The sequence below is a fragment of the Arthrobacter sp. P1_B9 genome, assembly GCF_056406495.1.
The window spans coordinates 39,949-53,102 of record NZ_JBFUAA010000006.1; the positions used below are offsets into that span (position 1 = coordinate 39,949).

General features: G+C 66.8%; 9 protein-coding genes, 1 pseudogene and 1 riboswitch. Of the genes and pseudogenes, 2 read left to right on the forward strand and 8 right to left on the reverse strand.

All coding sequences use genetic code 11. The annotated features are described in order from the left end of the window. Positions 1-8 precede the first annotated feature (8 nt). A riboswitch (cyclic di-AMP (ydaO/yuaA leader) is annotated at positions 9-211 on the forward strand. Positions 212-218: 7 nt separating this feature from the next. Next, the gene (locus tag AC1D1A_RS10290; RefSeq protein WP_476850047.1) at positions 219-905 is read left to right on the forward strand and encodes a hypothetical protein; all 687 of its coding nucleotides are present in this window, start codon (positions 219-221) and stop codon (positions 903-905) included. Positions 906-1,050: 145 nt separating this feature from the next. Here the strand turns inward: AC1D1A_RS10290 and AC1D1A_RS10295 are convergent, their stop codons facing one another. The 5 genes from AC1D1A_RS10295 to AC1D1A_RS10315 form a co-directional block, all read right to left on the reverse strand. Beyond that, complete coding sequence (locus tag AC1D1A_RS10295) at positions 1,051-2,058, reverse strand: sensor histidine kinase (RefSeq protein ID WP_476947670.1); 1,008 nt, start codon at positions 2,056-2,058, stop codon at positions 1,051-1,053. Continuing rightward, a complete protein-coding gene (locus tag AC1D1A_RS10300; protein WP_476886425.1) occupies positions 2,051-2,728 on the reverse strand; it encodes a response regulator transcription factor in 678 nt (225 codons plus the stop codon). Before AC1D1A_RS10300 ends, AC1D1A_RS10295 begins: the two co-directional genes overlap by 8 nt. A 5-nt stretch (positions 2,729-2,733) precedes the next feature. After that, positions 2,734-3,477, reverse strand: coding sequence for a DedA family protein (locus AC1D1A_RS10305; protein WP_476947758.1), 744 nt, complete (start codon positions 3,475-3,477; stop codon positions 2,734-2,736). A gap of 2 nt (positions 3,478-3,479) precedes the next feature. Next, the gene (locus tag AC1D1A_RS10310) at positions 3,480-4,289 is read right to left on the reverse strand and encodes a phosphatase PAP2 family protein (protein ID WP_476858377.1); all 810 of its coding nucleotides are present in this window, start codon (positions 4,287-4,289) and stop codon (positions 3,480-3,482) included. Positions 4,290-4,439: 150 nt separating this feature from the next. After that, positions 4,440-4,997: a dihydrofolate reductase family protein gene (locus AC1D1A_RS10315; protein ID WP_476947671.1), complete on the reverse strand. Its 558-nt coding sequence runs from the start codon at positions 4,995-4,997 to the stop codon at positions 4,440-4,442. A gap of 153 nt (positions 4,998-5,150) precedes the next feature. On the opposite strand from AC1D1A_RS10315, the gene AC1D1A_RS10320 reads away from it, so the two are divergent. Beyond that, positions 5,151-6,254 carry a serine hydrolase gene (locus tag AC1D1A_RS10320; protein ID WP_476947672.1) on the forward strand — a complete coding sequence of 368 codons (1,104 nt, stop codon included), beginning with the start codon at positions 5,151-5,153 and terminating at the stop codon, positions 6,252-6,254. A 27-nt stretch (positions 6,255-6,281) separates the two neighbouring features. Here the strand turns inward: AC1D1A_RS10320 and AC1D1A_RS10325 are convergent, their stop codons facing one another. From AC1D1A_RS10325 to AC1D1A_RS10335, 3 genes and pseudogenes are all read right to left on the reverse strand, one after another. After that, positions 6,282-9,422, reverse strand: coding sequence for an efflux RND transporter permease subunit (locus tag AC1D1A_RS10325; protein WP_476886428.1), 3,141 nt, complete (start codon positions 9,420-9,422; stop codon positions 6,282-6,284). A 1-nt stretch (position 9,423) separates the two neighbouring features. Beyond that, the gene (locus AC1D1A_RS10330; protein ID WP_476871642.1) at positions 9,424-9,891 is read right to left on the reverse strand and encodes a hypothetical protein; all 468 of its coding nucleotides are present in this window, start codon (positions 9,889-9,891) and stop codon (positions 9,424-9,426) included. Further along, positions 9,888-13,088: pseudogene (locus AC1D1A_RS10335) on the reverse strand (efflux RND transporter permease subunit). The gene AC1D1A_RS10330 and the pseudogene AC1D1A_RS10335 overlap by 4 nt, the downstream one beginning before the upstream one ends. Between the last annotated feature and the right edge of the window lie 66 nt (positions 13,089-13,154).

Sequence of the window (13,154 nt, forward strand, 5' to 3'; positions counted from 1 at the left end):
GGGCGCTCCCCAGCCGATTGCCTAACTCTGCCGCGGCCCGGGGGTAACTCGCATCAACGTCCGGCAGAGACGGGGAAACCACTTTTGATCTGCTGATATGCAGGTCTTGGGGTGAAGCCGCACAGTGCCCGCAACGACGGGCCCGGGAGTGCGGCCGGGTGCCTCCCATCCGAATCCGACAGCTCACCTCGCAGGCATTGGGAGAGGCTACATTTTTCATGACTTCAGTCAATACTTTTGCGCGCCATGCCGCCGTCCTCGCCGCCGCATCCGGCCTGGTCCTGACCAGCGGAATGGCCGCCAACGCCGCCACCGCCCCCGTGCAGCGTGACTCTGCTCCGGCGTCGAACGTCGACGTCACCGGACAGGTCAGTGCCCCCGTCAGCGCCGATTCAAGCGTCAAGATCAGCTTCGAGCGCCCCGCAGTGGATTCTGTTGCCGCGCCGGTCATCGAACAGCCCGTCGCACCGGCTCCGGCTCCCGCTGCAGCCCCGGCGGCAGCGCCCAAGGCTCCGGCCAAGCCGGTCATCCAGGTGCAGGCCGCTCCGGCAGCAGCTCCGGCAGCAGCGCCGGCCGCGGCGCCCGCGGGCGGACGCAACGCCATCATGCTCTCGGCCGCCTACAGCCAGGTGGGCATCACCCAGGACTGCACCGCCATGGTGGAAAAGGCCCTTGGCGCCGCGGGTAAGCCCGTTGGCGACATCGGTCCCCGCGCGTTCCTTGGCCTTGGAACCGTTGTGGCGACGCCGCAGCCCGGTGACATGGTGGTCCAGTCCGGCCACGTCGGCATCTACGCCGGCAACGGCCAGGTGGTCAGTGGCGGCATGAACGGCAAGAACCAGACCATGGTCCACCCGCTGTCCTGGCTCACCGCGACCGGCGGCGTGACGTTCGTCCGCGCCTAAGCCGCACGGCCCCGACCCGGGGCCAGACAGTCCGGAAAGACCGGCGCTCGAGTTCCCTTGGGGGCAACTCGACCGCCGGTCTTTCCTGTCTCCGCATTCGGGAGTCCGGGATCCCGATGGCATATCTTTCCCCGGCGGATGGACCTCAGGGATTCCCGCTGCCCATGAGCGGAAGCGTCAACTTCATGACGGTTCCCTCGTCGCCCGTCGCGGCCACCTCGACGGTGCCCCCGGCCGCGACAGCAATCTCCCGGACCAGGGCCAGGCCGATGCCAAAGCTCCGCTGTCCCTGTGAGGTGCCGGTGCCGGCCGTCCGCACGAACCGGTCAAAGATCCGGGCCTGATCGACGCCGGTGATTCCGGTCCCGGAGTCCGCCACCGTGATCACGGCGCGCTTCTGCTCGATTGAGGTCGTGATGGACACGCGGCCGCCCGGAGGCGTGTGGGCCAGCGCGTTGTCCGCCAGGGCCAGCACGGCACGCCGCAGCGCATTCTTCTCGATCCGGGCCAGCGGCCGGGCATCGGCGGAGAATTCCAGACGCACCTGGCGCTGCTCTGCCACCTGCTGGAGGCTGCCGGCGACGCTGGCGGCAGCGTCGGCGAGGTCGGCAGGGGGCGCGGAACGGTCCGGGGCCTCCGCGGTTGCCGCGAGGAGCAGTTCGTTGACAATCCCTGTCAGCGTCGCGGCGTCCTCCCGGATCCGGGCCAGGTCGTGGCTTTGCCTGGAGCCGGGCACAGTGTTGCGCTGGGCCAGCTGGATCCTGGTGTCCAGGATGGTCAATGGCGTGCGCAATTCGTGGCTGGCGTCCTGGACAAAACGCCGCTCCCTTGCCAGGGCATCACTGAGGGGACGAATCGCGCTGCGCGCACTGAGCCACCCGACGATTCCGGCCAGCAGGATTCCCGCCACCCCGGCGATGATCATGGCTTCGAGGACGTCCTTGGAATCCAGGTAGGTGTAGGCCGTCCCGGCCGCCGCCGAGCCCGGCACTTCAGGATGGGCCAGTTGGTTCGTGAGGTATAGCGCCGTGGCGGCGAGCAGCCCGAGAACCATGACCGCGCACGCAGCACTGATCCGCACCGCGACCTTGAGGGAAGCCTTGCGCAGGATGGAGTGGTCCGGATTTCCGCCGGCCGGCCGGCCGTCACTCATGGGCTTCGCCGATCTGGTATCCGAGGCCGTGCACCGTGCGGATCACTGCTTTGGAGATCTTCCGGCGCAGGTGATGAACATAGGTATCGATCACGCCGGGCTGTTCCGAGGCGTGGAAGCACGCCGCGAGGAGCTCATCCCGGGTGAAGACGCGGTCCGGTTCCGCGGCCAGGGCAGCCAGCAGCTGGCCTTCCTTTGCGGTCAGTGACACCGTTTGCCCGTAGACGGAACGGACGGAGCGCTGCGTTGGATCCAGTTCCCAGTCCCCGATCGCCACCGGTGCCGGGGCCGGGGGAGTGAAAGTCCGCGTCAGTGCGCGCAGGCGTGCTGCCAGTTCGCCGGCGTCGAACGGCTTGGTCACGTAATCGTTGGCGCCGGCGTCCAGGCCCCTGACTTTTTCGTCGGCATCGCCCAGCGCGGTCAGGATCAGGATGGGCGTGGCAATGCCTTTCGACCGCAAAGCCGTAATGAGGGCGATGCCGTCCATGCCGGGCAGCCCGCGGTCCACCACCATGACGTCCCAGCTCCCGGTCAGTCCCTGGTGGAGGCCGTCGCGGCCGTTGGTGACCAACTGGACCCGGTAGTCCGGGTCCAGGAGCTCGGCGATGAGCGGTCCCAGGACGGCGTCGTCCTCGACGAGCAGCAGGGACGGAAGGTCAGCGGAGGTCATGTCAGCTATTCTTCCGCGGCCATTTCCTCAGTCCGCAGTCCGGCCCCGGGTTCTTCTGCCGTGTCGCCGGCGGCTTTGTCTGCGGCTGCGGCTGCGCCGCGGGAGTTCCGGCGGCGTTTGAGGAGCTGCACCACCCCCGGCACGACGGAGACGAGCACCATGGCCACGACGATGGCGTCGATGTTCCTGGCGATGATGTCAAAGTGCCCCAGCCAGGTGCCAAGCATCGTCACGGAGGCTGCCCACGCGACGGCGCCGGTGATATTCCACAGGGTGAAGGATTTGTAGTCATAGCGCGCGGTCCCGGCGGTCAGCGGAGCAAACGTCCGGACCATGGGGACGAAGCGGGCCAGCACGACGGCGGCCCCGCCGTGGCGGCGGAAGAAGTCCTCCGTGGTGGTCAGGTGCGCTGTCTTCAGGATCCGGGCGTCGTCCTTGAACCATCGCCGGCCAAATTTCCGTCCGAGCATGTAACCGACCTGGTCCCCGGCGACCGCGGCCGCGGTGACGACGCCGATCAGCACAGGCAACGTCAGTTGCAGCTGCTGGTGCAGAAGTCCTGCTGTGAACAACAGGGAGTCGCCGGGCAGGAAGGGAAAGAGCACGCCCGACTCGATGAAGACCATCACCGCGATCACACCCAGGGCGGCCGGGCCCAACCCGGCGAGCAGGCTTGCCGGGTCCAGCAGGGACAGTGTTGCGGCGGCGTGGACGGCCGGAAGGGCGGCAAAAACGTCCATGGCGGGCATTCTCATTTCTCCTCACTGCCCAGCGGCCGGCTGCCCGAACGGGCACGAATCCGCTCCGCTATCCGCGGCGCGAGAAGGTTCCACAGTCCCGCGAGCAGGACAACGGCTGCGCTCGAGGCCAGGAACGACGCCGCGACATCAGTGGGGTAGTGAACGCCGATGTACAGCCGTGACCAGGCTACGACGAGGGCCATCACGGCCGCCGCGAGGGCCGTGACCTTGGCCCAGCGGGTTCCACGGGCCAGGAAGTACACTGCGAATCCCAGTGCCACCGCAAAGGACACGTGGCCGCTCGGGAAGCTGTTGGAACCCGTTTCCGGAGCCAGGGGATCGAACAGCAGGGCAGGGCTGGGCCGCTGGCGGGCCACGAGGAGCTTGAAGAATTCACTTGCCACCCAGCCGGATGATGCCACGAGGCCGAAGGCAATCGCCTTGGCCAGGCCGCCGCGGAAAAGCCAGATGTACAGCGCCGCGGCGCCGATCAGCGCGAGGCCCGCCACCGGGCCAAACACAACATTCAGCGCCATCGCGACGGCGGTCAGGGCGGCGGCGTGGTGCTGGCTCAGGTCCTGATCGACCCCGAGCTCGGCGGCACTGAAGCCGGGTGTCAGCTGCGCCGCCAGGCCCAATGCCACGACGGCGGCCGACAGCAGGACGCCCAGCACTAACCAGTGGCGGACCTGGGGGAGGGCCCACAGCCGGGGACCCGCGGCGGGGCGCACGGCGTCGGGACGGCTTGGTGCTCCACTTCGGCTGAGTGCTCCAGCACCGCCCAGCGGCGCATCGCTCTTAACAGGGGCAGGTCCAGTCATGGGATCCTCCGGCTCGGGACAAGGGCGCCCGGACAGGCGACGACTCCCACTCTTCCGCCAGCCCGTTAAGAAACGCTTAAGAAAGTGACGCAGCGCCGGACGCAGCGCCGGCCGCAGCGGGGTGCCGCAGGCCCGGCTGCTCCGTGCCGGCTACGCGGCGTAGCGCAACAGCGCCACCCCGTTGCCGAAGGCGCGCGTCTCCAGCAGCCGGAGCTGGGCTTTGCTGTCCGCAGCCTTGAACATGGGGCGGCCCCGTCCGATCAGGACCGGATGGACGTACAGCCAGTATTCGTCGATCAGCCCGAGCCGCCGGAAGGTGTCGGYCAGGTCTGCCCCGCCGAGGGCCAGGTCCCCGCCCGGCCGCTCTTTCAGGGCCAGCACTTCTTCCGGCACCACATCCCGGACCACGGTGGTGTTCCAGGCGGCAGATGTCAGCGTCCGCGAGTACACGATCTTGGGCATGTCCCGCCAGATCCGGGCGAACTCGGCCATCACTGCGCCGGCGGCCGGGTCCTGGTCCGCGGTGGGCCAGAACTCTTCCATCAGCTCGTAAGTGACGCGGCCGTCAAGGAAGGCACCCATGGTGCTGAGCTGTTGGTTGAAATGGCGGTGCAGCTCGTCGTCGACCATGTGCCAGCTGATGTCGCGGTCCGGGCCCTCGAAGAATCCGTCGAGGGACACCTGCATGGCCAGGATGATTTTGCGCATCGCCGCTCCTTACGTTTTCACCAGCGTACGCCGCTGCTTCGGATGGCAGACCCACTTTTTCCCGGAGACGTGCCCTTGCGCGGGAAGCCGCTTGCGGGAAGAATGCTGGAAGTCTATGGCCCCACCGCGGTCAGTCACCTTCGGGGAAGTATGATGCCTTCGAACGATTCGAACAACAGCACGGGGCCGGTCCCGAAGCCTGAGGCGGCCCCGCGGCACTACCGCTCCGGCGGGCACCGGGCCAACGACGGTTCCCGGCCCGGTCTGCGGTCCCGCGCCCGGCGTGAGGGGAGGACCCGGCGACAGTATCTGACGGCGGCCGCCGTCGCACTGGCCCTCGTGGCTGCCGGCGTCTATGCAGGCGTCCAGGCGGCGCTACCCGTTGACCCGCCGGCCGCCGCAGCGACGCCGACGGCGCCGGTCACGGATGCCGGCCGGACCGTTCCGCCGGCATCTGACCTGCCCGCAACTGCTTCGCCAACAACTGCTTCGCCCGCGGCCGGCGCCGTCCCGGCGGCCGCCGGGAAGCCCGCTGAGATCCCCGCCGTGCCTGCCGTCGCGGTCCCGGCCATTGACCCGGAACTGGACAGCCAGATCAACGGGATCATCGCGGCCAACAGTGCCTATGCCCTGGGGGTGTCCTTGATCGATGTCTCCGACGGCGTGGTCCACGGCTACGGGATCCAGGACAAGTTTGTGGCCGCCAGCACGGCAAAAATTCTGGCCGCGTCGGCGTATTACCACCTCGTTGAGACCGGCCGCGCCTCGCTGACCGCCCCCATGGGCAACTCGACTGCCGGCACCCAGATCCGCCGGATGGTCCAGCAGAGCAACAACGATTCGTGGGCGCTGATCCTGCGGGCGGTCGGTGCGCGGGGCATCACGGATTACGCCGCCTCGATCGGGATCACCTACGACCGCACGGTCAACCTGCTGACGCCCGCAGAAATGGCCAGGACCCTCCAGCTGCTCTACACGGGACAGCTGCTCAATGCCCGCAACACCGCCCAGCTCCTGTCCTATATGCAGAACACCAACTTTGAGACACTGATCCCGCCGGCGGTTCCGCCCGGGGTAGGGGTTCACCACAAGTACGGGCTGCTGTTCGGAAACCTGCATGACGCGTCCGTCCTGGACAAGGACGGCCGGGCCTTCGTGTTCGTCGTGTACACCCGCGGCAGGAATTACTCCGATATGGGCCCCCGCACCCAGATCATTCAGCAGCTCACCCGGACCGTGACCGCCGCCCTGTTCTGATGGTTGAGGTTCTGACGCCTGCCGCTGTTAGACGGACACCGGCCCGTCGGCAGCGCGCTCCCTCTCCCTKGTCTTCCTGGACTTGGCGAACCGGAGATAGAGCGAGGGCACGATGAACAGATTGAGGAGGGTGGAGGTGACCAGGCCGCCCAGGATAACCACGGCCATGGGGTGTTCAATTTCATGGCCCGGGATGTTGCCCATGACAACCAGGGGTACCAGGGCAAGCCCGGTGGCCAGGGTGGTCATGAGGATGGGCGAGAGCCGCTCCGCCGCCCCGCGCATCACCAGGTCGCGGCCGAAGGTTTGGCCTTCATAGGTTTCCAGATGCTGGCAGTGGTTGATCAGCAGGATGCCGTTGCGCGCGGCGATCCCCATCACCGTGAGGAAGCCAACGAGGGACCCGAGGGACAGGACGCCGCCGGTCATGTAGGCGGCTATGACCCCGCCCACCAGGGCGACTGGCAGCGTCAGCAGCGACAGGACGGCCAGCCGCCAGCTGCGGAAGGACGCCTGCAGCAGCAGGAGGATCAGGACAAGGGCCGCCGCGGAGTAGATCATCAGGCGGTTCGTTGCCGCCTCGCGCTCGGTGTATTCGCCGAGAAGCTGCACGCTGTATCCTGCTGGCAGGTCCAAGTTCTCCAGCCGCGACTTCAGCTCGCCGGCTACGGTTCCCAAGTCCGCTCCCTGGGCCAGGAAGGATCCCACCTCGACGCGGCGGGATCCGTTGGTGCGGTCAATCTGGTTCGGCGTCGCCTGCAGGCTCACGTCGGCGACGTCGGCGAGGCGAACCCGCGCTCCGCTGGGCGTATCGATGGGCAGATCCTCGATGGCGGTGACGGACGAGCGGGTGGCCGGGGTGCTCCAGACCTGGACGTCGTAGGCCCGGCCGTCCCGGAAGACGTCGCCGACCTCCTCGCCTGCCACGAGTGTCGCGGCCGCACGCCGGACATCTCCCGGTTTGAGGCCGTACTTCTGCGCCGCGGCCAGGTCAACCGTCACGGCGATCTGGGGGACTTCCACCTCGAGGGAAACATGCGGGTTCTCGGTGCCCTCGATCGAGTCCATGATGGTCTTGACCCGTTGCGCCTGTTCCCGGAGCACGTTGAGGTCGTCTCCGTAGACCCGGACCAGGATGGGTTCGCTGGCGCCGGTGATGACCTCTTCAATCCGCTCCTTCAGATAGGTCTGGACGTCACGGTGCAGCCCCGGGTAACCCTTGACCACTTCCTCCACGGCGGCCACCGTCTCGTCGTAGTCGGCGTGGCGGTCGATGCTGATCCAGTGTTCGCCGGCATTGACACCGACGATTTCGTCCGCGGCGAATGCCTGCCCGATGTGCGTGCCGCAGTTCAGGACGCCGGGGACCTTGAGGAATTCCTCACAGCCGCGCTGGGAGATCCTGAACTCTTCCGCGGCAGAGGTTCCCGGTTCCGAGATCCAGTGCATCAGGAAGTCCCGTTCCTTGAACGTGGGGAACAGGGACGAGCCCATCAGGGGAGCGAGGAGCAAGCCCACGACGGCAAGCACGCCAAAGCCTGCGTAGCCGAACCGGGGCCGGTTCATGGCCTTGGACAGGGCGGCGTGGTAGCCGCGTTTGAGCACACGGACCAGCGGCGCATCGCGTTCTTTCAGTTTGGCGTTGCCCAGCAGAATCAGGGCAAGAGCCGGCGTCACTGTCAGCGCCACGAACATGGAGGCCAGGACAGCCAGGGTGTAGGAGACGGCCAACGGCCGGAAGAAGACGCCGGTCAGCCCGTCCAGGAAAAAGATCGGTACGGCGGCGACCACAATGATCAGGGTCGCGTAGACGATCGGGCTCCGCATCTCCAGGGAGGCTTTCAAAACCACCGATGCCGCAGATTCGTCACTGCCCTGGGCGCGTCGCTGCCGAAGCCGGCGCATGATGTTCTCGACGTCGATGATCGCATCATCGACCACGACGCCCACGGCTATGACCAGCCCCGCGAGGACCATCGTGTTGATCGCACTGGAGGTGAAATAGAGCACCAGTGCGGCGGTGAGCAGGGACAACGGAATTGCGACGATGCTGATCAGGGCCGTGCGCCACTGGAAGAGGAACGCCACGAGGATCATGACCACCAGCAGGCAGCCCAGCAGCAGCGCGATGCTGAGGTTGGAGATCGCCTCCTCAACGAAGCTGGCCGGGCGGAAGATCGTGGTGTCGAAGTTGATACCGCTCAGGCCCGGCTGCAGCTCGTGGAGGGCCTCCTCCACGCCTTTGGTCACGTCGAGTGTGTTGCCCCAGGGCAGCTTCTCGACGATCAGCATGAGCCCGTGCCCGTTGTTGATCACGGCGTCACCAATGAGCGGCTGATGGTCCTCGACAACCTGGGCAACGTCGCCCAGGTGCAGCGCCACGCCGTCCTTTTCCCGAATGGTCACCTGGGCCAGATCGGCGGGGGTCTGGATCGGCTGGACGTGACGGACCCCCATCCTTTGGGTGGGACTGTCAATGAAGCCGCCGGTGCCGATGAAGCGTCCGGGCGAGTATTTCAGCAGCCCGGCGTCGAGGGCGCCGGCGGTGACTTCCATGACCTGGTTGAGGGAGACGTTCTGGGCCTTGAGCTTGTCAGGTTCCACCTGGACCTGCAGCATCTGGAGCCGCTCGCCCCAGATGGCCACGTTGGCCACCCCGGGGACCCGCAGCAGCCGGGCCCGGATGGTCCAGTAGGACAGCATGGACATTTCGATGAGCGAATGTTCCGACGACGTCATCCCGATCTTCATCACGCGGCTGGTCGCGGACAGCGGCTGCAGCATCACCGGCGGGGCGGCCCACGTCGGCAGCGCCGCAGTCACCGAAGCCATCCGTTCCGAGACGAGCTGACGGGCGTTGAGCAGGTCAGTGCCCTGATGGAAGAGCAGCACGATCGAGGACAGCTGGGGTACGGACTTGGACCGAATCTCGTCCAGGCCCGGCATGCCGCTCACGGCGGCCTCGATCGGCACGCTGACGAGTTCTTCGACTTCCTGGGCGGTCAACCCGAGGCACGCGGTCTGGATTTCCACGCGTGGCGGGGCAAACTCCGGGAAGACGTCCACGGACGCGGAACCCAACTGCAGGGAACCGAGCAGCATCACGGCACACGCGAGGGCGACAACAACCGTCTTGAAACGGAGGCTGATCCCGATGAGCCAGCGCATGTCACTCGGCCGTATCGAATTCGGTGCCGAGAAGTTCCTCGGCCCCTGTCGTGACAACCACGGTCCCTGCCGGCGGCCCGTCCGTCAGGACGGCGACGTCGCCGTTGATGCGCTGGACGGTGATGGACTGGCGGACGTAGACCTGGGGCTCGGGGTTGGTGTAGACCCATGCGTTGCCCGAGCTGTCGTAGAGTATGGCCCCGTAGGGGACGGTGAGCTTCCCGGTCTTGGGATCTACGGCAATCACAGCTGTCGCGATCCCGACCCGTTCAATGGCGTGCTCGGTGAGGGTGAGCCGGTGAAGGTCCGTGCCGGGGACTTCAGCGATAGCCGCCGGTTCGCCTTCGGACGGTGCGGCCTCCGGCGCCTGGGCGCAACCTGTGGCGGAGAGAGCGGTGAACGCCGTCACGAACAGCGCAAGGATGAAAACCGCGACCTTGTGGCCCCGCGGCGAAAGTGTGGAGTTCACGACGCATCCTGGCTTTCAGTTGGTGCTGCGGTGCCCTGACCGGTCCGCGCGCTGGGTGCTTGCTTCGGCTCGAACCGAAGCAGCACAGCGGGCACAACAAACAGGGTGAAGAAAGTTGTTGTCAGCAGGCCGCCCCAGACGATCACGGCTAGCGGCAGGATAATTTCCGTTCCGACGACGCCGCCCAGAAGGACCAGGGGCAAAAGCGCCAGGGCCGTGATCACGGTGGACATCAGGATGGGTCCCAGTCTCTCCTTGGTTCCGCGGACCACCAGCGCAGGCCAGGGCGCCGAAGCATCTGTTGCCCGTAAATCCCGGACCTGGCCCGTCAGCAGGAGTGTGCCGCGCACGGCGATCCCCAGCACAGCGGCGAAGGCGACCAGGGCCACCAGCGAGTTGACCCCGCCCGTGGCCTGGGCGGCCAGCACACCGCCGGACAGTGCCAGGATCAGGCCCAGGAAGAGCGGGCCGGCGAGCCGCCAGCTCCCCGTCGCCGTCTGCAGCAGCACCAGGATGCCGGCCGCGGCAACCGCCGCGAGCAGCCAGAGCCACTGGTAATTGTTCTGCTGCTGGGCGTATTGGGTGAGGATCTCGGCGTGATAGGAAATCGGGAACTGCATCTGCTGCAGGGCCGTGTTGATGTCTCCTTCGATGTCGCCCAGCGGACGGCCCTGGATGTCGGCCTTCACATCGATGCGCCGCGAGGTGTCGTCGTGCAGGATCACGGACTCGTTCCCGACCATGGTCACCTGCGCGACGTCGCCGAGGCGGGCGTGCCCGCCGTTAGGGGTGTCAATGATCAGGTTGCGGACGCTGTCCAGGCTGCTGCGGGTGGCCGCATTCCCCTTCACGATGACAGAGAAGACCTTCTGCTGTTCGTACAGGTTGCCGACTTCGATGCCTTGCAGCAGGGCGGCAGCCGCGCGCCGTACATCACCGGGGACGACGCCGGCTTTTTGGGCCGCGGCGAGGTCCACTTTGACCTCGGCGATCGGCTGTTCGGCGGGCAGGTCGACGTGGGGATTAACGACGCCGGCCGTGTGCTCCAGGATTGTTTGGACCTCCGCCGCCTTCTGCCGCAGGACTGTCGGGTCCAGGCCAAAGACCCGGACGGTAAAGCCGCTATCGGCTTCTTCGCGGATCCGGTCGATGCGTTGTTGCGGGTAGGTGGAAATTTTGCTGGTCAGGCCCGCGTAGCCGGCGATCACGCGGTCGACGGCGGCGGCCGTGTCCGGGTAGGACGCGTCCGGGGCCACGGTCACCCACAGCTCGCCGGAGCTGACGTCACCGACCTGATCCGAAGTGATCGCGCGCCCGACGTGTCCTCCGACATTGGCCACGCCCGGGACGGTGCGCAGTTCTACGGCAGCAGCCTCGGTGATCCGGCTCATTTCCTGGTCCGAGGTGCCTGCTATCGCGCTCCAGTGCACCACCAGCGTCTTGTCCGCCAGCACCGGCACCACAGGACGGGTCCCGGCCAGTTGGGGCGCGAGCGCCAGTCCGGCCACCGCCAGCACCGCCGCGGCTGCGAATACCCACCGCGTCTTTTGCGTCAGCCGCGTCACGGTCCGGCCGTAGGCGCCTTGCAGCCGCGCCAGGGAACGCCGTTCCGGCGCCTTGGAACCGACCGGAAGGACGAACGCCAGTGCCGCCGTGACCGTGAGCGCCACGATCATCGAGACAACCAGGGCCAGCAGATAGCTCTGGACCAGGGGTCCGAACAGGGCGCCGTTCTCACCGGAAATAAAGAGCGCGGGCATGACGGCCAGCGCCATAATCAGCAGCGAGTAGAGCATTGGCGTGCGGGCTGCCCGCAGGGCGCCCGGGATCACGGAGTCGCGTCGGCGCTCGTCCTGTGACTGGTCCTGGCCGGCCTCCGTCCCGCCGTCGGCAGTTTCGTGGCCGGACCTGGCCGCGGCGCTGCGTGCCCGCGCGATGCCGTTCAGGTCTTCCGCGACGTCGCCTACGATGACGGCCAGGGCAAGCACCATGCCGGCCAGGACCATGGTGTTCATCCCGGTGCCACGCAGATCGAGCACCAGCGCTGCCGCGGTCAGCGATACGGGAATCGTGATCAGGGTGATCAGGGCCGTGCGCCAGGAACGGAAGAAAGCGCCAAACAGGGCAACGATCAGCAGCAGCGCGATCAGCGCAGCGACGCCGAGCGTCCCGACTTCTTCGTCGATAAAGGAGGCCTGCCGGTAGACGCTGGTATCGATCACGACTCCGGGCAAGCCGGGCTGGAGCTCCCGGAGGACCTCGTCAACGCCCCGGGTCACGTCCATCGTGTTGGTCTCCGGGAACTTTTCGATGACCAGCAGTAACTCGGCTTCATTGCTGAGCAGGGCGTCGCCGATCAGAGGCTGGTGGTCGGTTGCCACCGTGGCCACGTCTTTGAGCAGGAGATTGCCGGCCGGACCTTGGACAGGAACCTGGCCCAGTTCCTCCGGCGTGGTGATAGGCAGGACATGCTGGACGCCGATCCGCTGGTGGCCCGTCTCGAAGAAACCGCCGGTGCCCGGTGTGGATGCTTCCAGGTAGCTAAGTGGCGAAACCCACACGGAGTTGCCGGTCGTCTTGATGATTTCGTCCAGCGTGACGCCCTTGGCTTCGAGCTGTGCCGGGTCCACCAGGACTTGAAGCTGCTGGTCGCGCTGGCCCCAGATCGCCACGTTCGCGACGCCGGGAACGGCAAGGAGTCCGGGCTTCATGGTCCAGCGGGCCAGCACGGACATGTCGATGGCGGACATGTTTTTGGACGTTAGCCGGACCATCATGACCCGGCTGGTCGAGGACAGCGGCTGCATGAGCACTGGAGCCGCCGAAACATTCGGCAGTGCACGCGCCTGGGTCAGCCGTTCCGAGACGAGCTGGCGTGCCCGCAAAATGTCGGTCCCCGGCTTGAAAACCATCTGGATCGACGAAAGGCCGGGCACGGATTTGGACCGGATGGCTTCAACTCAGGCCACCCCGTTCAGCAGGTCGGCCTCCATGGGCGAGGTGACGAGTTGCTCAACCTCGGCGGCCGAGAGTCCCAGGGCTTCAGTCTGGATCTCTACCTGCGGCGGGGCGAATTCCGGAAAGGCGTCCACGGACATGCCCGGCAGATTGGTGAGCCCGAGGGCCAGGATTCCTGCCGCGGCGGCCAGGACCAAGAGCCGGAACTGCAGCGTCCAGCGCACGATTGCATTCATCATGGCCGGTACCCCGCTGGCTCCACCGTGGTGCAGGGGCTGGCGGGATTACGTCGGCGTCGCCGGTGT

Coding starts and splice junctions, on each gene's coding strand:
- AC1D1A_RS10305 (WP_476947758.1), bottom strand. CDS start 3,477: ATGCCCGCCATGGACGTTTTTGCCGCCCTTCCGGCCGTCCACGCCGCC.
- AC1D1A_RS10310 (WP_476858377.1), bottom strand. CDS start 4,289: ATGACTGGACCTGCCCCTGTTAAGAGCGATGCGCCGCTGGGCGGTGCT.
- AC1D1A_RS10295 (WP_476947670.1), bottom strand. CDS start 2,058: ATGAGTGACGGCCGGCCGGCCGGCGGAAATCCGGACCACTCCATCCTG.
- AC1D1A_RS10300 (WP_476886425.1), bottom strand. CDS start 2,728: ATGACCTCCGCTGACCTTCCGTCCCTGCTGCTCGTCGAGGACGACGCC.
- AC1D1A_RS10320 (WP_476947672.1), top strand. CDS start 5,151: ATGCCTTCGAACGATTCGAACAACAGCACGGGGCCGGTCCCGAAGCCT.
- AC1D1A_RS10290 (WP_476850047.1), top strand. CDS start 219: ATGACTTCAGTCAATACTTTTGCGCGCCATGCCGCCGTCCTCGCCGCC.